Consider the following 23712-nt stretch of genomic DNA (forward strand, 5'->3'; position numbering starts at 1 on the left):
CATAAGGGATGCGGGCTCTGCTTGCTGGTAGGGGTTCGGGGCCCCTGCCAGCCGGCTCGCCCACCCTGTGCCAGCAGATATGGGGCGCTCCGCATGCTTAGATCCCGCGTGCTGCCTGCTCATACCCAAACAAGCAAGCCTAACTGAGTTTACCACAACACTGCTTATACTTCTTACCACTTCCACAGGGGCACGCTTGATTGCGCCCAACCTTCTCCCCATCCCGCTTAAAAGGAAGATGGGGGGCACCCTCACTGGATGGACCCTCACCCTCCCCCCCCCAACTGCCACTCTCGGGATGGTTAAGACTCATCTGCTGATTACGCGCCTCGGCCAGCTCCGCCTCATAGGCGGCCACCTCTTCCGGTTGCTGCACCTCTACCTTGCCCAAAAACTCAATGGCCTCTTCACGGATGCGTTGCAGCAGCATGCTGAATAACTGAAAGGCCTCGCGCTTATATTCGTTCAACGGGTCCTTCTGGGCATAACCACGCAGATGAATGCCCTCTTTTAAATGGTCCATGTTGAGCAAATGCTCTTTCCACAGCGTATCAAGCACCTGCAACATGATGGATTTTTCCAAATAACGCATCAAGGGCGGGCCTAAACGGGCCTCGCGGGCCTCACTATAGGCTTTCACGGCGGCCATGGCGCGCTCCTTGGCAACCAGATGCGTGACCCCCTCTTCATGCTTCCACGACTCCACATTCAGGTCCAGATTAAACTGGTTGAGCATCGCCTCTCTAAAGCCTTTGGCGTCCCACTCTTCAGGGTAAACATCTTCCCCGAGGTGACTATCCACCAAAGCATGGACCACCTCTTCCCGGATTTCGTCGATGAAATCACGAATATCCTCGTTCTCCATCAACTCCTTACGCTGATCGTAGATCACCTTGCGCTGCTCATTCATGACATCATCAAATTTGAGCAGGTTTTTACGAATGTCAAAGTTGCGACCCTCAACCTTTTTCTGGGCCGACTCCACCGCTTTATTGATCCAGGGGTGCACAATGGCCTCGCCATCCTGCAAGCCCAGTTTTTTCAACATGCCATCCATGCGCTCCGAACCAAAGATGCGCATAAGATCATCCTGCAAGCTCAGGTAGAAGCCGCTCGAACCCGGATCACCCTGACGCCCGGCCCGGCCCCGCAACTGGTTGTCAATGCGGCGGGATTCATGCCGCTCGGTACCAATAATGTGCAGACCGCCCGAAGCCAGCACCAGCGCTTTATCCTGCTCATACTCGGTGCGGATCTGAATTTCCTGCTGGGTGCGCTCGGCTGGGCTCGCCTCGGGATCGATCTCTTTTTTCAGGCGCATCTCCAAGTTGCCGCCCAACTGAATATCGGTACCACGACCGGCCATGTTGGTGGCGATGGTCACGGCCCGGGGGCGTCCCGCTTGGGCGACAATTTCCGCCTCGCGCTCATGGTGTTTGGCGTTCAGAATCTCGTGGGGGATCTTCAGCTTTTTCAAAAAGTGCGAGACCATCTCCGATTTTTCAATGGAGACCGTCCCCACCAGCACTGGCTGGCCCTTTTCATAACTGACCTTAATATCTTCGGCCACCGCTTTGAGCTTCTCTTCCAAGGTGCGGAACACCATATCGTCGCGGTCGATGCGCACCATATCCCGGTTGGTGGGGATAATCACCACCTCCAGATTATAGATGGATTGGAACTCCGCCGCCTCTGTATCGGCGGTACCGGTCATGCCCGCCAGTTTGTTATAAAGACGGAATAGGTTCTGGAAGGTAATCGAAGCAAGGGTTTGGGACTCGTTTTGAATCACCACCTGCTCTTTGGCCTCCAACGCTTGGTGCAGACCGTCCGAGTAACGACGTCCCGGCATCATGCGTCCCGTAAATTCGTCAATAATGACCACTTGGCCATCTTTAACAATATAGTCCCGGTCCACCTCAAACATGGCGTGGGCCTTGAGGGCTTGGTTAACGTGGTGCACCATCTCGATATTGTGCAGATCGTACAGATCCCCGTCACGCAGCAGCCCCGCTTGGCGCATGAGCTGTTCAATCTGCTCATTGCCCTCTTCGGTAAAGGTAACGGAGCGCTGTTTTTCGTCCAAAGTATAGTGCCGCTCTTTTTCCAACTGAGGAATAAGCCGATCCACTTTATAATATTTATCGGTGCTGTCTTCGGTGGGGCCGGAGATAATCAAGGGGGTACGGGCTTCATCCACCAAGATTGAATCCACCTCGTCCACGATGGCATAGTTCAGGGGGCGCTGCACCATCTCTTCCAGTGAAAACTTCATATTATCCCGCAGATAATCGAAGCCAAACTCATTGTTGGTACCATAGGTAATGTCGGCATTGTAGGCCGCTTTACGCTGTTGGTCCTCGATACCGTGAATAATGACCCCCACGCTCAACCCTAAAAACTGATAGAGCTTACCCATCCACTCCGCATCGCGGCGGGCCAGATAGTCGTTGACCGTCACCAGATGCGCACCCTTGCCACTCAGTGCGTTCAGATAGAGCGACAGGGTAGCCACCAGGGTTTTACCCTCACCGGTTTTCATCTCAGAGATTTTACCCTGATGCAGCACAATGCCACCAATAAGCTGCACATCGTAGTGACGCATACCCAGCACACGTTTACTGCCCTCGCGCACCACCGCAAAGGCTTCTGGCAGCAGATCATCCAGGGTTTCCCCTTTCTCCAGGCGTGCCTTAAATGCATAGGTCATGGCGGTCAGCTCAGAATCGCTGAGCGCTTCATACTCTGCCTCCAAGCCATTGATACGGTCCACCAGCGGTTGCAAAGAGCGCAGGTAGCGGTCATTTCGGGAGCCAAATAGTTTACGGGCAATTGCGGAGAACATGAGTCGTCTCTTTATCTTTCCATTTAGTTGCAGCAAACCGAACCCTGATGATCGGCTCAAACCGCACGGGTGAAGAGGATTCTTATAGCACGTGCCGCACCCAAGGTACAATCCAAGGCCGCCTAAAAGCGGCACAAGGGGGGGCATAAACCTGCTTTTTCCATTTTGTGTGTCAACTTAGACGACGCAACTAGGTTGCCCAAGCACAAAAAAGGTGCCTCCCAAGGGGGGCACCTCTGTGTCTGTTATTCGATTAAGAGCGATAACCGCCGGTCACTCCATGACCAGCTTGGTATCCACCCCTTCCTCTTTTAGCACACGGGCTGCCCAATCGGCTTCGGCACGGTAAGGAAAAGGCCCCGCCCGCACCCGGGTAAATTGGGTCCCCCGCAGTGCCAAGGGTTGCGACTCCACCGGAATACCCATCTGCTGCACGCGCCGCTTCAGGCGGTCGGCATTGAGCTGGTGGGCGTAGCTCCCCAACTCCACATAATAGAGTTCACCCTTGGCAAGGGGGGGGGCCGACTCCACCTGTTTGGGTTTGGCATGCACCATGGTGCGTTTTACCGCTGGAACCTCATAGGAGGGCTCCGCACCTTCTTCATGAGACGCTGGAGCAGCATACTCCGGCGCTACAGGCGCATAGGTTGGCGCAGCATACTCCGGCGCTACGGGCGCATGCGCTGGGGCAGGTGGTGCGATGGCTGGAGCGGGGGGGACAGCCTCAACGATTTGTGGCTCGGGAATCCTCTCCTGGGTTCCATTGACGGCCTGACCCTGGGGCATGACCACCTCACCCACCGGGGGATGGCGGAGCGGGGGGGCGCTCTGCACCTCCACTTGCTCTGGCACCACTAAGGGCGCAGGATCCAGCATCTCTTCGACGGGTTGCTCGGGTTTGGCACGTTTTTGTTCTGCCAATGCCTCCCGTTGATCACTGGGTGTGCTATAGTGAATAGGGTATTCATGAATAGGGCTGGAACAGCCTGACATACCCAACAGCCCCAAACTCACGATCCAACCAGTGGCATAGTGCCAACGGTGGTGAAACTGAAACAGCCCCATGGCGCTTCTCCAGCTTTTTCTGAGTAATGCGTGACGTTGCACGCTCTTTGCAAACGACTCTGGCAGTGTGGCGTAGGAGCCTGTATCTGCCAATATGGTGACATCTTCTCATACGCTATTACAAAAATCGCACCAATCCGCTACCGAGGTCGTCATCATGTCTATAAAACGTTCGCTGCTTATGCCTGTTTTGGGATGCTTGCTTGTATCACTCAGCGCTTGTACGTCTCCAGAGGCGGTCACCAATGTGGCTTTAAGCAACCCTTCCCAACAGCTAACGCCAACCGCGAGTGTGGAGCTGTTGGACGATTTTCCCAACCGCCCCTACAAAACCATTGCCCGCCTAGAGACCCAGGGGAATGAAGCCGCCAACTCGGATATTTTTCTCCTTGAGAACATGCGAGCCAAGGCACGCAACATTGGTGCAAGTGCCATTGTGGTGGAGAAAAAGAGCAAAGAGATGGTCACCGGCACCGAATCCATCTATGGCCCCTCCATCTACCGTGTTTTGCGTGGCACAGCCATTCTCTTTACCGATGGTAACTAGGGGTGGCGGCCGGGGATAACCATGGCAAGGGAGACGAGGATTTTAAACTCCCTTTCCAACCCCGCAAAGCGGGGGCGCCCACGGCTTTGCGGGGTATTATGGGCAAAGTCGTCGCGCCATGGATGGAACATCCCACCGGACAGGCCAGCTTAATCTGGAAATATTGGCACCGTGCCATCTCGCCCCACATTGCCCAACACACCGAACCGGTACGCTTAAACAAGGGGGTTTTGACGGTGCGGGTGGATTCTGCCAGTTGGGCACAGGAGTTATCTTTTTTAAAAACCGAGTTGTTGGAACATTTAAACCGCGTCCTGCCCGAGCCTTTGGTCGCGGATATGAAATTTGTGCAAGGGCCGCTCAAGCGTCATCAACAACAGCGCCCGCCAAACCCAAAGACCCCCCTTCCCCCCCCCCGGCCCGACGAGCAAGAGAAGGTGCGTGCCATTGTCGCCCATGTGGCCGATGCAACCCTGCGAGAAACCCTCTACCGCACCCTTACCAAACATCTGGTCTGGATGCGTCTGCACCGCTCCCCTTTTAAGTAGCCCCACCCCCCATAACCCAGGCCATCTCCCCAGAGTGCCCCACTGCGCTTGTTCTAACACCTGTTGCGGTTTGCACCACACTCGGCGCCTTGCTTAAACATGTAACCTGACAGAATGCACCTCCCCACGAAAAAGGCCCCTACCACAAGGATAGAGGCCCCTTTTACCGCACCGTCACAGATACTCTAGTAACGGTAGTGATCCGACTTGTAAGGACCATCCACCGAAATACCCAAATAGTCTGCCTGCACCTGGGTCAGGGTGGTCAGCTTGGCCCCCACCTTCGCCAAATGCAGACGCGCCACCTTCTCATCCAGATGCTTGGGCAGCACATAAACCCGGTTCTCATACATCTCACCCCGGTTAAACAGCTCAATCTGCGCCATCACCTGATTGGTAAAACTGTTGGACATGACAAAACTGGGATGCCCCGTCGCACAGCCCAAATTCACCAAACGACCCTCCGCCAAAACAATAATGCGGTTACCACTGGGCATGGTTACATGATCAACCTGGGGCTTAATGTTGTCCCACTTCAATTCACGAATCGACGCAATGTCAATCTCAGAATCAAAGTGGCCAATGTTGCAGACAATCGCCTGATCCTTCATCTGCTCCATGTGCGCCCGGGTGATAATATCCCGGTTGCCCGTGGCCGTCACAAAAATATCCGCCTGGGAAGCGGCCTCTTCCATGGTCACCACCCGGTAACCCTCCATCGCCGCTTGCAAGGCACAAATGGGGTCAATCTCCGTCACCCACACCACCGCACCCAAACCACGGAACGCCTGGGCACAACCCTTGCCCACATCCCCATACCCACACACCACGCCAATCTTGCCCGCGATCATCACATCCGTGGCACGCTTAATCCCATCCATCAACGACTCACGGCAACCATACAAGTTATCAAACTTCGACTTGGTTACCGAATCGTTCACATTAAATGCGGGGCACTCCAACTTGCCCTTCTGCGCCATCTCATACAGACGCAACACCCCGGTGGTGGTCTCTTCAGAGATACCACGCACACCCTTCATGATCTCCACATACTCGGGGCGATGCAAAATCTCCGTCAAATCACCCCCATCATCCAAGATCATGTTGGGAACCCAACCATCTGGTCCCTTGATGGTCTGCTCCACACACCAGACATACTCCTCCTCGGTCTCACCCTTCCAGGCAAAAACCGGCACCCCTGCCGCCGCAATGGCCGCCGCCGCATGATCTTGTGTCGAAAAAATGTTGCACGATGACCAACGAACCTCCGCCCCCAGCGCCGTCAACGTCTCAATCAATACCGCCGTCTGAATGGTCATGTGCAGACAACCCGCAACCCGCGCACCCTTCAACGGCTGCTCTGCACCATACTCGCTGCGCAACGATACCAATCCTGGCATCTCGGTCTCTGCAATCTCAATCTCCTTACGACCCCATGCCGCCAAACCAATGTCAGCAACCTTAAAATCTTCGCCAGGAACCAATTGCATTTTATTGACCTTAACGTTCATAACGACCTATTCCCTCATATAAATGGAATCCCGGGCACTGTCGCGCCCGGGACCAATTTTACCGATCATGCTGCCCAGAAACCCTCTGCACAGCCCGTATTCGCCTACCCTACCTTACAAACCTGCATCTGCCCGCAGGGCCGCTGCCTTGTCCGTGCGCTCCCAGGTAAACTCTGGCAACTCGCGACCAAAGTGACCATACGCCGCACTCTTTTTGTAGATGGGACGCAATAGATCCAACTGCTGCACAATCGCCTTGGGCCGCAGATCAAAATGCTTCTTCACCAACTCCGTAATCGCCTCATCATCCAGCTTGCCGGTGCCAAAGGTGTCCACCATTACCGACATCGGCTGCGATACCCCAATGGCATACGCCACCTGAATCTCGCACTTCTCCGCCAAACCCGCCGCCACAATGTTTTTCGCCACATAACGGCCCATATAGGCCGACGAACGGTCGACCTTAGAGGGATCCTTGCCCGAAAAGGCCCCGCCACCATGGGAACCCATGCCGCCGTAGGTGTCCACAATGATCTTACGACCCGTCACACCGGCATCCCCGACCGGACCACCAATCACAAAACGACCCGTGGGGTTGATAAAATATTGGGTCCCCTCATGCAGCAACTCAGCCGGAATCACCGCACGGATCACCTTTTCAATGATCTCTTTCTCAATGGTGTCATGGTCAACATCCGGGCTATGCTGGCTGGAGATCACCACCGCCTCCACCGATACCGGCTTATCATCCACATAACGCACCGTCACCTGCGACTTGGCATCGGGCCGCGCCCAGGCCAGCTCACCACTCTTACGTAACTCCGCATGTTTTTCCATCAAGCGGTGGGCATAGTAGATGGGCATGGGCATTAAGACATCGGTCTCTGTACAGGCATAACCAAACATAATGCCTTGGTCGCCCGCGCCTTGGTCCAGGTCAATACCCTCACCCTCGTTTACACCCTGGGCAATGTCCACCGACTGTTTGTCCAGCGCCACAAAAATCGCCGCCGTATCCCCCGAATAGCCCATGGTATCCGCCGAGGTATAGCCAATGGCGTTGATGGTCTCACGGGCAATTTTTTGATAATCAATGACCGCCTTGGTGGTAATCTCACCAGCAATGGTGCAAAAACCTGTGCTGACCATGGTTTCACAAGCGACCCGTGACAAAGGATCTTGGGCCAACAAAGCATCCAAAATCGCGTCGGAAATCTGATCCGCCATTTTGTCGGGATGCCCCTCAGAGACCGATTCAGAAGAGAATAGATAGTTACGCGGCATGTTCCTCACGCTCCTGTGATGCCTAACAGCACGATAAACCGCACCCATCCGAGTACGGCGTTGATTAATTCCCATGTAGGTCAATCGCCAGACGCATCGCTGAGCCCGGGCCACCGACCCTACATCCCCACTTTTTTCACCATCCTACTTGAGTGACCAAACGCCAAGGAAGTTTTCCTCTATTTGGCCGATTTGCGATGCATATCTCGGTGCCGGACCACCACTCGGTAGCCCATCTGCCCCAGCATCTCCCCCAATCGATCCACCAGATAAACCGACCGATGCTGGCCGCCCGTACAGCCAATATCCACCGTAAAATAGCATTTACGCTCTTTGATGTAGCGGGGGATCAAATAGCCAAACAGCCCCTGCAAATGGGTTAAAAACTGCTCGGCTTCACCATCCCTATCCAAAAATGCCCGCACCGGCGCATCCATACCTGTCAGTTCACGCAGGGCCAAATCGTAGTAAGGGTTTTGCAAAAAACGGGCATCCAACACCATATCCGCATCGGTATTGGAACCATACTTAAAGCCCAATGAGCGCACAAACAGGGTGATGCCCTGCGTATTGTGCGCATCCATACGAAACAGATCCGCCACCCGCTCCTGCAACATCTGGGGCCGCAAATAGGTGGTATCAATCACCAGATTGGCCTGTGCCCGCACCGGCTGCATACGCAACCGTTCTTCTTCCACCGCCTCTTTGACGGTGCGTAGCGCCTCGCCCCCCCCACCAGCCATATTCCGACCCGCTAAAGGGTGGCGCCGCCGGGTTTCGCGAAATCGCTTCACCAAAATATCGCTGTCGGCCTCCAGATAGAGCAGCTCCAGCCGCGCCGTCATCTCCTGCAAAATGGGCTGTAAGCGCTGCCAAGCATCGGGGTCTCGCCCATGCTCACGCATATGCAGCCCCACCGCCACGTGGCTATCTTCGGTGCTCTCACTCAACTCACGCATGAGGCCCGGCAGCGCCAGCAGCGGTGGGTTGTCAATCCAGAGATAGCCAATATCTTCCAGACTCTTCAACGCCGTGGACTTACCCGCTCCAGAGAGCCCCGCCACCACAATCAAACTGGTCACTTGTGGGGTCTGCACCCCATGCTCATCCATGGATCCCTCAGCCATACCGAAAAAAAGTTAGCCCCGTCTACTTTTCACCCAGCTGCTTACGTCGTGACGAAGAGGGTATGTTCAACGCCTCACGATATTTCGCCACCGTCCGGCGGGCCACATTGATGCCCTGCTCTTTGAGCATTTTCGCCAGTTTTTCGTCCGAGAAGGGGCGCCGCAACGGCTCGCTCTCCACCAACTTACGAATTTTAAACTTCACCGCCTCCGACGAGTGCGACTCGCCACTCTGCGAGGTCAGCGACGAGCTGAAAAAGTATTTCAGCTCAAAGATGCCCCGTGGTGTGTGCATATACTTATTGCTGGTCACACGACTGGTGGTTGACTCGTGTACCCCAATATCGTCGGCCACATCCTTGAGAATCAATGGCTTTAGATACTCGGGTCCTTTGTCCAAGAAATCTTCCTGAAAACGCACAATGCTCTCAGCCACCCGATAGATGGTGGAAGAGCGCTGCTCCAACGATTTAATCAGCCACTGGGCATTGCGGGCCGATTCGGTCATAAACCGCTTGTCATCGGCAGAAGCGTAACGGGAAATTTGATCCTGATAGTGGCGATTAATGCGCAGCCGTGGTTGGGTTTCGGGATTGATCTCCACCACCCACTTACCGTTTTGCTTGCGTACGTAGACATCCGGCACCACATAACTGGTTTGATCGCTGCCATAGGCCAGACCCGGCTTGGGGTCTAAACCGTGGATCACCGCCACCGCGCTGGCCAGATCCTCTTCACTAAGTTTTAAGACCCGACTGAGTTTGCGAAAATCCCGCCGCGCCAAATCATCCAAATGGGCCAACAGTGAGGTATAGGGGGCCACCGCCATGCGGTCTGCCTTTAACTGCAACAACAGACACTCCGCCAAGTTGCGCGCACCCACCCCAGAGGGTTCAAAGGATTGAATTAAGAGCAGGGCATCTTCCAGATCATCCAAACTGGCCCCAGTCGTCTCCTGAAAACTCTCCAACGGTGCGGTTAGGTAGCCATTCTCATCAATGGCATCCACCAACGCCATACCCAACGCTCGCTCGTGCTCATCCCGCGCCGACAACCCCAATTGCCAGATTAGATGATCCGACAACGTATCATTGCGCACCAGGGTGTTCTCTAGCGGTGGCGCTTCTGAGGTATTAAGTGAATTGTTGTGGGATTCAAAATTAGAACCGGCATCCGAATAGACGTCGGACCACTCGGCATCCAACGGTAAATCCTCACTCAGGTGCGTTACCTCTGGGGTCTGGGGCTCATCAATCTGGAAACCATCCATCTCTCCAGTTGAGCTGTTGTTGCCCATAAACTCCATATAGTTCTCGCCATCCAGCCCTGCGCCATCCACGGCGGCGCCATCCTCACCCAGAGGGGCTGTATCGCCATCAACCGCATTGCCGTTTTCGTCTTCACGCTCCAGCAGTGGATTCTTCTCCAACTCCTCCTGAAGATACTCCTGAAGATCCATGCTAGACATCTGTAGCAGCCGAATGGCCATCTGCAACTGAGGTGTCATCACCAGTTGCATACCCATCCGCAGCTTGAGTTCCATACCCAAAGCCATGGACAAACTCCCTGTTAAAGAACCGACCCCCCACCCCGTGCCAATGGGGCAGATCACGACCGACCCTTGTGTAGTACCACTGTGAAGGCTGCTTAAGTACAACCTTTCGTTATGACTCCGACATCCTGATCAGAGTTTAAAATTTTCACCCAAATACATCTTTTTCACCCGTTCATCCTCCACCACCTTGCTCGGCTCGCCGCTTGCCAGCACGCGCCCCTCGGAAAGAATGTAAGAGTGGTCGCAGATCCCTAACGTCTCACGTACATTATGATCTGTGATCAATATGCCGATGCCCCGCTCTTTTAGATGGCGAATGATCGACTGTATATCCCCCACCGCCAAGGGATCGACCCCGGCAAAGGGTTCATCAAGCAGAATATAGCGGGGCTCAATGGCCAACGCCCGCGCTACCTCAACCCGGCGGCGCTCGCCGCCCGAAAGAGAGTAACCCTTGGTGCGGGCCAAATGGGCCACACCCAACTCCAACATCAGCGACTCCAACTTTTGCAGACGCTTCTCCCGGCCCAAGGGCAGGGTTTCCAAAATCGACAAAATATTGTCCCGCACCGTCAATTTACGAAACACCGATGGCTCTTGGGGCAGATAGGCAATACCAGCCCGCGCCCGTTTAAACACCGGTTCGGCGCTAATATCCCGCCCGTTCAACACAATGGAGCCACTATCCGGACCCACCAGCCCCACAAACATATAGAATGTCGTGGTCTTGCCCGCTCCGTTGGGACCCAACAGACCCACCACCTGCCCCGGCTCCACGCCGATGCTCACATTGGCGACAATCTCCCGCCCTTGGTAGCGTTTGCTCAGACTGCGTGACTCTAACCGGCTTGTGGGTTGCCCACTGTTGACCCCGCTCTTCATAAACTTTAGGGCCTCTCCCTAGGGTCGCTGCTGGGGTTTAATATCCCCATCAGGAGTGATCACCGCCGAAACCCGTCCCTTCCGGCCACCCTCTACTTTAACATTTTGAATCTGCCGGTTTTCATCCATCTGCAACACAATCTTTTGACCTTCCAGACGATCCTTATTGTGCTGCACCACGGCGGTGCGGTTATTGCCCTCCAGGCTCAAAGCCCGGCTGCTCACACTATAGACCGCCTTGTCAGCCCGCCCGATGTGATCTCCTTGCCGTAGCACCACATTGCCGTTGGCCACAATCTCACGAATGCGATCCTGCTTCGTGCCACCCGCTTGGCTGGGGCGGTAGGTAACCACCATACGGTCAGAGAAAAGCTGCATCGCCCCTTCCTCTGCCTGCACATTGCCCTTAAACACCGCGATTTGTTTAAGGTCGTTCATCTCCAACGCATCCGCCGTAATGGTCAGAGCCCCCTGTTGGGCATGCCCCTCCACCACCATCATGGCGCTTATGAGTACCACCAACGTGGCCAACATCCACTGTTTCACGATAGAGCCCATGCTCACACCAGATCCTCGGTGCCCTGGAGAAAGATTAACCGTACCCGTTTAAGCACATGCAATTCTTGTGCCTGTTTTAACAAACGGAGCCCTACACCTTCAAGGATTATATTTTCTCCCACCAGTTTAAACGCCTTGTCGGTAGAAAGCTCCCCCTTTTGGGCATCAAAGCGCAACAACTGTGTTGTTAGCCGTCGCTGGAGCTGGTCTGTCACCTTCACATCCTGATTAAACTCCATCGCCCGACTCGCCCCATGCACCCGCCCCGTCAAAGCGTAGACATAGACGGCACCCCCCTTTTCCGTATACAACACCAAGCGTGGCGCGCGAATCTCTGTCCAGCCGCTGATGCGCTGTTTGGCCCCCGGGGCGCTCAGTGCCCACTGCAAGCGATCGCCATCGTATTGGGTTAGGGTAATGCCGGTCACATGCCCTTGGGCATCCACCTCGGTGGCAAGACCGCCACCACCCAACAGCTCGGCGGTGCCTGGCAAATCCTGCTTGGACAGATACCAGCCCGTCACCCCGACAATGCCGATGGCAGCGAGCAAAAACATATTTTTGACATGCTTACGCACGGTATTGACACCCTACCCAATCATTCTCGCCATGATAATATCCCACTGATCCCTGGCTTGTAACAGGGCATCCGCCAAGGCGCGTACCGCCCCGCCCCCCCCTGGCTTGGGTGCCACCCAATCCACCCGCGCCCGCACCGCCTCGTGTCCATCGGCAGGGGTGGCCGCCAAACCGACCCGCGTCAACACGCCCAGGTCGATCAGATCATCCCCCATATAGGCACATTGACTGGCCTCCAACCCCAAACGACCCATCTCTTCGCACAGACAGAACCACTTATCCTTCACCCCTTGGTGCACAAAACTCATCTGTAACTCGGCCCCACGCCGGGCTACCAACTGGGATTTTCGCGCGGTAATCAACCCCACATGGATACCCGCATCCAACATTAAACGAATGCCCAAGCCATCCTGCACATAAAAGCGTTTGAGCTCCTCGCCCTGATTGCCGTAGTAGATGCCCCCATCGGTAAGCACCCCATCCACATCCAGAGCCACCAGCCGGATCGCCTTTAATTTTGTACGAATGGATGCCTCCACCACAGCCCCCTCTTTGCCCTTAGCGGTCACTCATACCACCCCAGCCCGTAGCAGATCGTGCAGATGAATTACCCCGACCAACTGCTGGGCGTCCACCACCAACAGAGCGGTAATGGCGCGGGTCTCCATATCATGCACCGCTTGGGCCGCCAACGCATCGGGTTGAATCGCTTTGGGATTGACCGTCATAATCTGCTCGGCCCGCAGGTTGAGCAGATCCCCCGGATGATCCTCCAACTGTCGCCGCAAATCGCCATCGGTAATAATCCCGGCTAGGCGCCCATCCTCTTCCAGCACCGCCGTCAATCCCAGTCGCTTGGCGGTCATCTCCCACAGGGCATCCTTAACCAGGGTGTGCCGCGCCACCTGGGGCAGTGCCGCCCCATGATGCATGAGATCCTCTACCTTGAGCAGCAATTTACGCCCCAATGCACCGCCGGGGTGAAACAGCGCAAATTGATCCTCGCTAAAACCCCGTGCTTCCAACAGCGCCACCGCCAAGGCATCGCCCAGCGCCAGGGCCGCCGTGGTGGAGCTGGTAGGGGCCAAGTTCAAGGGGCAAGCCTCCCGCGCCACCGAGGCATCCAAGGCCACATCGCTCTGCCGGGCCAAAGTCGAGGCCATGCGCCCCAGGATGGCAATCAACGGGGTACCTAGCCGCTTAATAACCGGCAACAGCGCCAACACTTCGGCGGTTTCACCACTGTTGGAGAGGGCAATGACACAATCCTGGGCGGTAAGCATACCCAGATCCCCATGTATCCCCTCCCCTGGATGCAGATAGAGGGCGGGGGTACCGGTGGAGGAGAGGGTTGCCGCAATCTTATGACCGATTATGCCCGATTTACCCATGCCGGTCACCACCACCCGCCCCGTACAGGCCAAAATCTGCTGCACAGCCTGAACAAAATCGCCATTCAGCCGCTCGCGCATGGCTAAAATGGCCTCAGCCTCTAATTCTAGCGTCTGGCGTGCCCGTGCCAACATATCCCGATTATGATCGCTCTCCATCCACTCTCTCCACTTAACACCATGCCGCTATATCATGGACCAGCAAGCGACTAATTTTGCCTCTATTCATGGCTAAAAGACCATGGTTCGCAAAGATTGTCACAGGGGTTTGCAAAAAAAACCGATCACATCCGCCGCCACAGCGGCTATAATGCGGCTGCATCGACCCCATTCACCGGCCTAACAGGTGCCGCAAAGCCTTCAATGGAGCTCCCATGAGCCAGCGCGACAACAAGCCCATGACGGTACGCGACCGCATGATCGGGAACGTCATCACCCTTACCCCTACCACCACCCTGCGCGATGGCATGCGGCTAATGACCAGCCAATCCCACGCGGCTCCAGGCTTTGCGGTGGTGTTGCAGGATATGGTGCCCACCGGTCTTGCCACGGAGTTTGATTTTTTAAAATGGATTGTCCAAGGACGCGACCCCGACACCACCAAAATTGGCGACATGCGCCTCTCGCGCCCCCACGTCGTCCACGAGGGCACCCCGGTACAGGAGCTGTTGGAGCTCTACAGCCGTCGCCGTTTTCGCCGTTTCCCTGTGCTTAATGATGAGGAGATCCTCATCGGCACCATCAATGAAAAACAGATCCTCGCCTCACTACCGCGCACCGATCTGCTGAAACAGTTTCGTGTCATGGATGTAATCCGCAAACCGATCCCCATGCTCTCTCCTGGCATTCAATACCGGGAGGTTGCACAAAAAATGTTTGCTTGGCATCGGGGCTGCGCCATGGTGGTGGATGAGGGTATCTTGATCGGCATCGTCACCGAGCGGGATATAATGCGCCTCCGGTTGCGCGAAGATTGGTCCCCTGAATGGATGCTGGACGATTTTATGCGTCGCCAACCGGTCGCTATTGATCCAGGCCGCACCTTGGATGAGGTGATGGAGATCTTTATGGAGACCGATCACCGACGCCTACCCATTGCGGATATGGACGGCACCTTTCGTGGCATGATCAGCATGACCGATGTGATCAAGGCCATGGCCAGCAATCTACGCAGCCATCAGGCGGTACTCAACCCCGAGAGTGTGCCTGAACCTGCCGTATGGCTGCTCCCCAAAGAGAACCATCCCATCCTAGCTTTTAATGAAAAGAGCAAACAGATCCTGGGTCTCACCGAAGAGGCCATTAAGGATCATAACATCACGGCGGACCATCTGGTTAAAGATCCCGAAATCTGGACCGCGCTCTATACCCTGCTGACACACTGCGAGGAAATTCGTAAAATCAATATTCCAGCTGTGACCACCCAAGGGCGTCAAATGAGCATGCTCTCGCGCATCCGGCTGGTCAAGACCCCCTCCGGGGAGGAGCGCATTTTCTGGGCGCTGCTGGGGGACACCCATAACGATTATTAAATGGAGAGAGCCGCCCATGTCCCTTATGAACGATGACCAGATGGTTGAGATGTTAAAGGTCAGCAAAACCATTGCTGTGGTTGGCCTAAGCCCCAAACCCGACCGGGCTTCTAACAGGGTTGCGGCCTACATGCAGCGCCAGGGCTATACCATCATTCCTGTGCATCCTGGGGTGGATCAAGTCCTGGGTGAAAAGGCCTATGCCACCTTGGAGGATATTCCCAGCCACATCCAAGTGGATATTGTGGATGTTTTTCGCCGTGCCGAACAGACCCCCGAGGTGTGCCAAGCTGCGGTTAACATTGGGGCCAAATATGTATGGATTCAGCTTGGCATTGCCAATGCCGATTCCATGGCGATCTGTGCCGCAGCGGGTATACCCGCCACGCAGGATCTCTGCTTAAAGATTGAACATGCCCGTTTGCAACACCAACTTTAACAGCCCAGGTTTTTGACAAACCTGCACCCAAGCGCCCCCCCTGCCCAAGCCCCCACCCTTTTTAAACAGGGCTCAGCTTTGGGCGGGGGCCCACCGCCGACAACAAAGCGTGTGCCGCAGCGGGCAGGTTATCCCCCCACGCCACGCCTCAAACATTGATCGAACGCGACACTCTACGCCCTCGAAGCATAAATTTAACCATGCCAGCGGCAAAATAATCTGCTATTTTAAAGCATAAACACCATCTTAATTTCACCGCGCGGTTGTCCCGCATCACCAATGGGACAAAAATTTTTGTATAATGCACTGCCTTGGACACCCTATCCAGGGTATAGTGATCACACTGGACTTGACCCGTTTTGGACTTTGCACCGCTAGCCTGTAGGAGCGCCCCATGGGAATGACACGCCGCCGTTTCTCTGCCCTGGCCTTATGCACCCCCCTATTACTTTGGGGATGTGGTGAATCCAGCGACAAACAGGCCGCTGCAACGCCCCCGCCCACCCCCACGGATGAACAGGCGACCCTGCTGATCTACTGCGGCATCACCATGATTAAGCCTATCATGGCCATTGGCAAGCTGCTGGAACAGCGCGAACCAGTCAAAATGGTCTATACTCAGGGGGGGTCGCAGGATCTCTATCTGAGTTTAAAAAAATCCCATGAGGGGGATCTCTATCTGCCCGGCTCGGCCTCCTATCTGGAGCGTAATATGGCCGATGGCCTGTTGGGTAATACGGTGCATGTGGGCTATAATCAAGCCGCGTTCATGGTTAAAAAGGGTAATCCACTCAAGGTAAAGGGCGATATTAAAGAGCTGCTGCGGGAAGATCTCTCGGTGGTTATCTGCAATCCAGAGAGCGGCAGTATTGGGCGAGAGACCAAAAAAATTCTCACCGATGCTGGCATCTATCAGCAGATTTTTGAGCGGGCTACCTACCTTACCACCGCCTCGCGCACCCTGAACGCCGCCCTAAAAAAGGGCGATGCCGATCTCATCCTCAATTGGCGCGCCACCGGCTACTTTGAAGAGAATAAAGCCCTATTTGATGTGGTGGATCTGCCTGCTTCCATGGCCATACCGAAAAAATTGGTGCTCAGCAAGTTAACCTTCTCGCGGCACCCCCAACTGGCCGAAAAATTCATGCAACTGGCCGCCTCGGAAGAGGGGCAGCAGATCTTTCGTGACTACGGCTTTCTGGATAACAAGGCTGACATAAGATAGCTTTTATGTTCAATGGAATAACATGGCTAAAGCCCAAACAAGGCGCACCCACAACCGAGATCGGTGTCTCGCCTCGGCGCTGGGTCTATTTGCAAATGGCCCTGTTTTTGTTTGCCTTTATTCTTTTGTTGCTGTTGGATTTTATCTTTGCCCACGTGATCCATGAGTTAGACCAACAGACCGAAAACCAGCGTGCGCGGATTTTTTTGGGCGAACAGATCATCCATAATCTGGCCCTTATTGAAAAAGGGGTCTACGCCCTGCCCTTGACCCCGACCCCACGGGGTCGGCTGGTGGTGCGGGGGCAGGTGCTCAATGAGCTTGCCAGTCTGCGCAACACCCTCAAGGTGCTCAAATGGGGGGGGGTGGTCAATCTGACCACCCATCTTAACCTGAGCACCCAGGTACAGATGGTACGCTCGGTACGGTTTCACATTGATGAACACCAGACCCCCTTTGTGCTGGAGATGATCGACCTGGAGCCTAAGCTGGACCAGATCGAGGATAAAATCTCGTCGCTCTCGCTGCTGCTACGCCAACGCGATCGGTTGAACCGCACCTCGGCCAACCAAACCGAACCCTTTCACCACACCATCGAGCGTTTTATCAAAACCATTCCGCCCCTGTTTGTGCGCATGAATGAGAACGCTAACCGCCTTTTTTACGAGACCAAACTGAACTTGGAGGCACTGGAACAGCAGGTCGCGGCCCAGCGTAGCCGCTATCGCACCATGCAACTGCTGTTTTCCCTATTGGTTATGGGCTTGGTGCTGCTCATGGGTCTGTTTATCGCCCGACAGGTGGATCGCACCCACCACAGTTTGCAGCAACTGATTGTGGATCTCACCCACGCTAAAGAGCTGGCCGAATCTGCCAACCGTGCCAAAACCGCCTTTTTGGCCATGATCAGCCATGAGATCCGCACCCCCCTGCATGGCATACGCGGCATGACCCAACTGTTGTTGGGGACCGAAACCAACCCTCAACAACAAAAACATCTGCATGCTATTGAGCAGAACAACCGCGCCCTACAGCAGATTATTGATGACCTCTTGGATCTGGCTAGTCTGGATGCTCAAACCTTGGAGATTAAAGCACAACCCTTTGATCTCTTGGCGTTAGTTGAACAGGTTATGACGGTCATCATGCAGCAATCCGACACCAAAAATCTGGCCCTTGGCTATCATCTACCCCAACCCTTGCATGGCAGCTACCTGGGGGATGGTCCTCGCATTGGTCAGGTTTTGCTTAAACTGCTGGGCAACGCCCTTAAGTTCACCGCCCGTGGTAGCATCACCCTGGATCTGGCGCTCATTAGCCGCCATGAGACACAGCATCTCATCCGCTTTAGTGTGCAAGACACGGGCATAGGCATTGCCCCCGAACTCCAAGAGGCGCTGTTTGAACGCTTTGCCCAGGCTGACGATTCGGCCTCGCGCCGCTATGAAGGGGCGGGCTTGGGGCTCTCCATCATCAAGGCCCTGGTGGCACGCATGGGGGGAGCGATTCACTTAACAAGCCAACCCTCCCAAGGCTCCCTGTTTTGGTTTGAACTGCCCTTGCAACCGCTGCCATCCAACGGCCCAGCACCCTTGCCAAACCTTACCCACAGCCATCTGCTCTACTGGCATGGCAACAGTATCGTGGGTGAGCTGCAACGCAATCTATTAACCCCCTATTTTGCGCGGGTTACGCTGGTTATGGATGAGGAACAGACCCTGCGCAGCCTGTGGCGATTACACGCACAAGGCAGACCCGTGGACCTGCTGCTGTTGGACCACCCCAACGCAGTTATGGCCCAGGAGCTCCGGCGCAAGTTGCGTAAAGAGAGCCCCTTTGAGCATCTGCCCATGCTGCTGTTACACCCCCACTCCCCATGGGCCACAGCCCCTAGTATGGAGGGGTTGCACACCCTGGAGCGGCCCTTGCGGCTACGCCCTGTATTGCACAAGCTCGATCAACTGTTGCATGGGGTCGAGAGCACCCCAGAACCGCCCGTGGATGAGCCCCAGGCGCTCCCCAGCTTACAAATTTTGGTGGCGGAGGATAACCTCGTCAATCAGCAGATTGCCGCCGGTTACCTCACCCGTTTGGGGCACCGCTACCAATTTGCCAAGGATGGCATTCAGGCGCTCAATTTGGTGCAAAAAGGGGGGTTTGATCTGATCCTCATGGATGTTCGTATGCCAGATATGGATGGTTTGGAGGCCACCCGTCATATACGTGCCTTACCAAAACCCTGGTGCGACATCCCCATTGTTGCCCTGACCGCCAATGTCTTTGAACAGGATCGTCAAAATTGTCGGGAGGCCGGTATGGATGGCTTTTTACCTAAGCCCTTGGATCTGTCCCAACTGGAGCAAGCACTGCGCACCCATTTGCACTCAACGCCAGGAGCCACCTCATGAGTATGAGCGGTAAAATTATCACCCTGGTCTGTGTGATTGCCATTTTAGCGGCGGGCAGTGTGGGTTATGCCACCATGGAGCGGTTGCAAAAGGAGCTGACGCTGCATGCCCAACAACAGGTGCGCCACACCACGCAGCAGGTAAGCCACAAGCTGGAACAAGGCATCGCCCTGTTGATGGCCGATGTGCGCACCCTAGCGGCGGATCCCGCCCTGTTGGATCTGGCGGAGCTCGCCCGTGGCGTCCCCCATGAGCATGGCGATGTCCACGCGCACAAACAGCGCATGGCACAGATTTTTACCAATCTTTTACAGCAACGGGCTGACTATCAGCAGATCCGCCTTATTGGTTTGGATGAGGATGGGCGGGAGCTTATCCGCATCAAGCGCCAGCCTGACAACACCCTCACCCAGGTTGCCCCAGCGGACCTGCAAACCCAAGGACAGCGCAGCTATTTTAAGCGCACCATTATTCTGCCAAAAAATCAGGTTTATCTCTCTGAGATTAATTTAAGCCGGGAAAATCAGGTTATTGTAAGCCCACACATGCCGGTTATTCGTGCCAGCATGCCGCTTTTTGACCATTTGGGGGAAACCTTTGGTTTGCTGGTCATCAATCTGGATCTCAGCCGTCTGCTGGCGGATTTGCAGCACCAGACCCCAGGTCAGAGCATGCATCTGTTCAACCATCACGGCTATCTACTGGCAAGCAGCCCACCGCAGGCCGAGTTGCAGAACTTTGGCTTTGAGTTTAACCAGCCGCCGTTGATGCTCACCCTCTACCCGGTTTTGGCCCAGCAATTAAACCATAGCGCTGAGAGCGCCTTTACTTTGGTGGCACAGGATGCGCCATCCGGCACCCATGAGCTGTTGGGGGTGCAGACGCTCTACCATAACCCCAACCGCCCCGACCAACGGTTGGTGATCACGGTAAGCATGCCCTACCAGAAAATTTTCACCACCCTTTACAGCTCCAGGGATGAGTCTCTGCTTATCGGTGGCGGCATGCTGCTTATGGCCTTGCTGCTGGCGGTGCTGTTGACCCGCTCTTTGACCCACCCCTTGCGGGCGATGATTCGCGCGGTCGAGGATACCGCCCATGACCAGGGCCGCCACGCGCTACCTGTAGGGGTTGGGGGGGAAATGGGGATTCTAGCCAAGGCTTTTGCGCAGATGTTGCAGCGCACCGCCGAGCAGAACGCCGCTCAAGCCGATCACCGTGCTAATCAACTCTTAGAAGCCACCGACGTTGGGGTGTTTGGTATTGATGACCAGGGTTTGGTCTCTTTTATCAATCCGGCAGCCGAGCGCATGTTGGGTTACAGTCGTGAAGCGCTGTTGGGTAAAAATATCCACAGCATGGTGCACCACGCCTATGCCGATGGCACACCCTATCCGGAACATGCATGCCGCATGTCGGCGGCCCTACGGGAGCAACGGGAGTACCACGTGACCGATGAGGTGCTGTGGAAACAGGATGGCAGCCCTTTTTATGTCACCTACAGCAGCATTCCCCTCTGGCAAGGGGATCAGCGCAGTGGTGCGGTCATCACCTTTTGGGACACCACGGAACAGCGCCAGGATGAGCAGAAGCTAATCGCTGCCCAACAAGAGGCGGAGTTGATCGCCGCCGAAGAGCGCGCCCTAGAGGCTCTCTTTAAGTTGACCCTGCAAGAGAGCGCCACCACCCACTATCTCGAAGAGGTGTTGGAGGCGCTGATTCACTCGGTACCCTGGCTCAAGCTTAAACCGGTGGGGGGGCTCTTCCTCACCGATGAGAGCGCCCCCCAACCCCAGCTCAAGTTGGTGGTCAACCACAATCTTGACCCAGAGTTAAAGCAGCGCTGCGCCAAAGTCCCTTTTGGCACCTGTTTGTGTGGTCTGGCGGCCCAAAGTGGCACCCTACAGTTTGCCAGCTGCATGGATCACCGCCACGTCATTACCTTTGAGGGGATTACCGCCCATGGGCACTACAACGTGCCCATTATGGATGGGGCACAGGTACTGGGCGTGATGGTGCTTTATCTCGCCCACGGCCACGAGCAGAAGGAGCGGGAGACCGCCTTTCTGGCGCGAGCTGGGCATATTATCAGCATGGGATTAATGCGCCGCCGTGCCGCCAAGGAGTTAAGCTGCGCCAAGCAACGCGCCGAGCGGGCCAACCATGCCAAGTCTGATTTTTTGGCGACCATGAGCCACGAAATTCGCAATCCTATGAATGCCATTATCGCCCTTAGCCACCTTGCCCTGGAACAGAGCCACGACCAGCGCCAGAGGGACTATCTGAGCAAAATCCACACAGCGGGCCAATCGTTGTTACGTATCATCAATGACATCTTGGATTTTTCCAAAATTGAGGCGGGCAAGCTGGAGATTGAACAGACCGATTTCCAATTGGATGATGTGTTGAGCAACCTTGCCACCCTGACCGCGGTTAAGGCCCAAGAGAAACAGATTGAGCTTATTTTCGACAAAGCCCCGGCGCTACCCCACGCCTTGCGTGGGGACCCTTTACGCCTGAGTCAAATTTTGCTCAATGTGGTGGGCAACGCCATTAAGTTTACCGAGCAGGGCGAGGTGGAGATGAGCATTACCCGCCACACCCAACGGGGGGAGCTGCTGGAGCTCTGCTTTACCGTGCGCGATACCGGTATTGGGATGAATGAAGCGCAGATAGCGGAACTGTTTCGCCCTTATCAGCAGGCCGAATCTTCGACCTCTCGCCGTTTTGGGGGCAGTGGTTTAGGGCTCTCCATCAGCCACCAGTTGGTCACGCTCATGAACGGGACCATTCAGGTGAGCTCAACACCCGGGGTTGGCAGCCAATTTGTTATTACCTTGCCCTTTGCCGTTTTGCCGGATCGGCCAGAAAGTCTCGTCATACCCAAGCTGTTGACGGGGCAGGTGGTGGTGGCCAGCGCCAACCAGCGCATGTGTGACGTGGTGGCAGAAAACCTTGGCCGCTTTGGTCTGACCTGTGCCAGTGTCGGTGCCATGAGCACTCTGCATCAGTGGTTAGAGAATAACCCGCTGCCCCGCTTTATGGTGTTGGATGCGGATATGCTGCCGGTCTCCATGGCACAAGATCTGGAGCTGCTGCTCAACCCCATGCTTCACCGTTTTGTCGAGGGGGGGGTGCTGATGTTACATGGCTACCAGACTCAGCAAGCGGTTATGGATCTGGCCGCTAAGGATGCACGGGTGGGGGCGGTACAGAAGCCGGTCACCTCTTCCAGCCTCTATGATGGTGCAGTACAGCTCCTGGGGGTAGGCTCCCTTAGCGATGCCCAACACGCCCCGGTACAATCCAATGCCTCGCCCACCACGTGGCCCCAACTGACTGGCCGTCATATGCTGGTGGCAGAAGATAATGCCATCAACCAGCAAATTATCCAGGAGCTCTTGAGTAAAGTCGGGGTAAACGTGACGCTGGTCAACAACGGGTTCGAGGCGGTGGAAAAGGCCAACCCCCTGCATCATGACGCCATTCTCATGGATCTGCACATGCCCCTTATGGATGGCTTTGAGGCCACCACGCAAATCCGCCAACGGTTTGGCAACACACTGCCCATCTTTGCCATGACCGCCAGCTCAACCCCAGAGGATCAAAAACAGGTGCAGCAGAGTGGTATGAATGGTCACCTGACCAAGCCCATTGATCCAGTTCTTTTGTACACCAATCTAAGCCAATGGCTTGGCGAGCAACCACCTAAGCCGCCATCGGTTTCATCCCCTCAACCCGCTCAACCACAACCGGCGGACAGCCTGCAAAGCGTGCCGGGGCAACCGGGCCAGCGCTCTCCTGCTGGTCCCCCCAATATACCGGGCATCAATTATACGCTAGGGCTGCAACAACTGGGTGGGGATGCAGAGCTCTATCACCAAATACTTCTCGCCTTTGAGCAAGATCAGCGGGAGACCTCTGCTAAACTGATTCAGCTACTGGAAGCGGGTGACTTGGCCGCCTTGGAACCCTTGGTGCATACGCTCAAGGGATTGTTGGGCAGTGTTGGGGCGGAGCGCTTACGCGCCAGGGTCATCGCCCTGGAGACCTCGCTGAAGATGGCTCAACCCAAAGAGAATATCGCTGCACTTATTCAAACGATGCAGGCGGAGTTGGCCCCCATGCTGGCGGCCATTGCCCAGCTACACATTAAAGCGGGGCGTTAAGGGAGCAGGCTCTGTTCGATCTCTTAATTGGAAGAGCTTTTTTGGGG

General features: G+C 55.4%; 18 protein-coding genes. 7 read left to right on the forward strand and 11 right to left on the reverse strand.

Annotation, left to right across the window (positions count from 1 at the left end):
* Positions 1-139 precede the first annotated feature (139 nt).
* Positions 140-2845, reverse strand: a complete 2706-nt coding sequence (secA, locus tag MMC1_RS17020; RefSeq protein ID WP_011714872.1) for a preprotein translocase subunit SecA — start codon at positions 2843-2845, stop codon at positions 140-142.
* 273 nt (positions 2846-3118) lie between these two features.
* Positions 3119-3910 carry an SPOR domain-containing protein gene (locus MMC1_RS17025; RefSeq protein WP_011714873.1) on the reverse strand — a complete coding sequence of 264 codons (792 nt, stop codon included), beginning with the start codon at positions 3908-3910 and terminating at the stop codon, positions 3119-3121.
* 157 nt (positions 3911-4067) lie between these two features.
* On the opposite strand from MMC1_RS17025, the gene MMC1_RS17030 reads away from it, so the two are divergent.
* Both MMC1_RS17030 and MMC1_RS20595 read left to right on the forward strand, forming a co-directional pair.
* A complete protein-coding gene (locus MMC1_RS17030) occupies positions 4068-4457 on the forward strand; it encodes a hypothetical protein (RefSeq protein ID WP_011714874.1) in 390 nt (129 codons plus the stop codon).
* Between the two features lie 2 nt (positions 4458-4459).
* The gene (locus tag MMC1_RS20595) at positions 4460-5005 is read left to right on the forward strand and encodes a DciA family protein (RefSeq protein ID WP_049757722.1); all 546 of its coding nucleotides are present in this window, start codon (positions 4460-4462) and stop codon (positions 5003-5005) included.
* A gap of 185 nt (positions 5006-5190) precedes the next feature.
* Here MMC1_RS20595 and ahcY read toward each other — a convergent pair whose 3' ends face one another.
* The 9 genes from ahcY to MMC1_RS17080 all read right to left on the reverse strand — a co-directional run bounded on the left by ahcY (position 5191) and on the right by MMC1_RS17080 (position 14051).
* Positions 5191-6516: an adenosylhomocysteinase gene (ahcY, locus tag MMC1_RS17040; RefSeq protein WP_011714876.1), complete on the reverse strand. Its 1326-nt coding sequence runs from the start codon at positions 6514-6516 to the stop codon at positions 5191-5193.
* A gap of 114 nt (positions 6517-6630) precedes the next feature.
* Entirely contained in the window at positions 6631-7800 is a 1170-nt protein-coding gene (gene metK, locus MMC1_RS17045) for a methionine adenosyltransferase (RefSeq protein ID WP_011714877.1), read from the reverse strand.
* 179 nt (positions 7801-7979) lie between these two features.
* On the reverse strand, positions 7980-8927 hold the full coding sequence (gene rapZ, locus MMC1_RS17050) for an RNase adapter RapZ (RefSeq protein ID WP_081436336.1): 948 nt from the start codon (positions 8925-8927) through the stop codon (positions 7980-7982).
* Positions 8928-8949: 22 nt separating this feature from the next.
* Positions 8950-10482, reverse strand: coding sequence for an RNA polymerase factor sigma-54 (locus MMC1_RS17055; protein WP_011714879.1), 1533 nt, complete (start codon positions 10480-10482; stop codon positions 8950-8952).
* A gap of 129 nt (positions 10483-10611) precedes the next feature.
* Positions 10612-11364, reverse strand: a complete 753-nt coding sequence (gene lptB / locus MMC1_RS17060; protein ID WP_011714880.1) for an LPS export ABC transporter ATP-binding protein — start codon at positions 11362-11364, stop codon at positions 10612-10614.
* Positions 11365-11382: 18 nt separating this feature from the next.
* The gene (locus MMC1_RS17065; RefSeq protein ID WP_011714881.1) at positions 11383-11922 is read right to left on the reverse strand and encodes an LptA/OstA family protein; all 540 of its coding nucleotides are present in this window, start codon (positions 11920-11922) and stop codon (positions 11383-11385) included.
* A gap of 2 nt (positions 11923-11924) precedes the next feature.
* A complete protein-coding gene (lptC, locus tag MMC1_RS17070; RefSeq protein ID WP_011714882.1) occupies positions 11925-12500 on the reverse strand; it encodes an LPS export ABC transporter periplasmic protein LptC in 576 nt (191 codons plus the stop codon).
* A gap of 12 nt (positions 12501-12512) precedes the next feature.
* A complete protein-coding gene (locus MMC1_RS17075) occupies positions 12513-13070 on the reverse strand; it encodes a KdsC family phosphatase (RefSeq protein ID WP_011714883.1) in 558 nt (185 codons plus the stop codon).
* Entirely contained in the window at positions 13071-14051 is a 981-nt protein-coding gene (locus tag MMC1_RS17080; protein WP_011714884.1) for a KpsF/GutQ family sugar-phosphate isomerase, read from the reverse strand.
* A 215-nt stretch (positions 14052-14266) separates the two neighbouring features.
* Between MMC1_RS17080 and MMC1_RS17085 the strand changes: the two genes are divergently transcribed.
* The 5 genes from MMC1_RS17085 to MMC1_RS20600 all read left to right on the forward strand — a co-directional run bounded on the left by MMC1_RS17085 (position 14267) and on the right by MMC1_RS20600 (position 23665).
* Positions 14267-15424 (forward strand): CBS domain-containing protein, encoded by a 1158-nt coding sequence (locus MMC1_RS17085; RefSeq protein WP_011714885.1) that lies wholly within the window; start codon positions 14267-14269, stop codon positions 15422-15424.
* Between the two features lie 16 nt (positions 15425-15440).
* Entirely contained in the window at positions 15441-15863 is a 423-nt protein-coding gene (locus MMC1_RS17090; protein WP_011714886.1) for a CoA-binding protein, read from the forward strand.
* Positions 15864-16257: 394 nt separating this feature from the next.
* Positions 16258-17088: a substrate-binding domain-containing protein gene (locus MMC1_RS17095; RefSeq protein ID WP_011714887.1), complete on the forward strand. Its 831-nt coding sequence runs from the start codon at positions 16258-16260 to the stop codon at positions 17086-17088.
* A 5-nt stretch (positions 17089-17093) separates the two neighbouring features.
* Positions 17094-19496 carry an ATP-binding protein gene (locus MMC1_RS17100; protein ID WP_011714888.1) on the forward strand — a complete coding sequence of 801 codons (2403 nt, stop codon included), beginning with the start codon at positions 17094-17096 and terminating at the stop codon, positions 19494-19496.
* Positions 19493-23665 (forward strand): ATP-binding protein, encoded by a 4173-nt coding sequence (locus tag MMC1_RS20600; protein WP_011714889.1) that lies wholly within the window; start codon positions 19493-19495, stop codon positions 23663-23665. The genes MMC1_RS17100 and MMC1_RS20600 overlap by 4 nt, the downstream gene beginning before the upstream one ends.
* The last annotated feature ends 47 nt before the right edge of the window (positions 23666-23712 follow it).

Source organism: Magnetococcus marinus MC-1 (assembly GCF_000014865.1).
GTDB classification, from domain to species: domain Bacteria; phylum Pseudomonadota; class Magnetococcia; order Magnetococcales; family Magnetococcaceae; genus Magnetococcus; species Magnetococcus marinus.

Bases quoted from the DNA above. Each gene is read 5' to 3' on its own strand.
- MMC1_RS17030 (WP_011714874.1), top strand. From the start codon at position 4,068: ATGTCTATAAAACGTTCGCTGCTTATGCCTGTTTTGGGATGCTTGCTT.
- MMC1_RS17100 (WP_011714888.1), top strand. From the start codon at position 17,094: ATGTTCAATGGAATAACATGGCTAAAGCCCAAACAAGGCGCACCCACA.
- MMC1_RS17090 (WP_011714886.1), top strand. From the start codon at position 15,441: ATGTCCCTTATGAACGATGACCAGATGGTTGAGATGTTAAAGGTCAGC.
- MMC1_RS17025 (WP_011714873.1), bottom strand. From the start codon at position 3,910: ATGGGGCTGTTTCAGTTTCACCACCGTTGGCACTATGCCACTGGTTGG.
- MMC1_RS17080 (WP_011714884.1), bottom strand. From the start codon at position 14,051: ATGGAGAGCGATCATAATCGGGATATGTTGGCACGGGCACGCCAGACG.
- MMC1_RS20600 (WP_011714889.1), top strand. From the start codon at position 19,493: ATGAGTATGAGCGGTAAAATTATCACCCTGGTCTGTGTGATTGCCATT.
- rapZ (WP_081436336.1), bottom strand. From the start codon at position 8,927: ATGGCTGAGGGATCCATGGATGAGCATGGGGTGCAGACCCCACAAGTG.
- MMC1_RS17085 (WP_011714885.1), top strand. From the start codon at position 14,267: ATGAGCCAGCGCGACAACAAGCCCATGACGGTACGCGACCGCATGATC.
- lptB (WP_011714880.1), bottom strand. From the start codon at position 11,364: ATGAAGAGCGGGGTCAACAGTGGGCAACCCACAAGCCGGTTAGAGTCA.
- metK (WP_011714877.1), bottom strand. From the start codon at position 7,800: ATGCCGCGTAACTATCTATTCTCTTCTGAATCGGTCTCTGAGGGGCAT.
- MMC1_RS17065 (WP_011714881.1), bottom strand. From the start codon at position 11,922: ATGGGCTCTATCGTGAAACAGTGGATGTTGGCCACGTTGGTGGTACTC.
- MMC1_RS17095 (WP_011714887.1), top strand. From the start codon at position 16,258: ATGGGAATGACACGCCGCCGTTTCTCTGCCCTGGCCTTATGCACCCCC.
- ahcY (WP_011714876.1), bottom strand. From the start codon at position 6,516: ATGAACGTTAAGGTCAATAAAATGCAATTGGTTCCTGGCGAAGATTTT.
- secA (WP_011714872.1), bottom strand. From the start codon at position 2,845: ATGTTCTCCGCAATTGCCCGTAAACTATTTGGCTCCCGAAATGACCGC.
- MMC1_RS17055 (WP_011714879.1), bottom strand. From the start codon at position 10,482: ATGGCTTTGGGTATGGAACTCAAGCTGCGGATGGGTATGCAACTGGTG.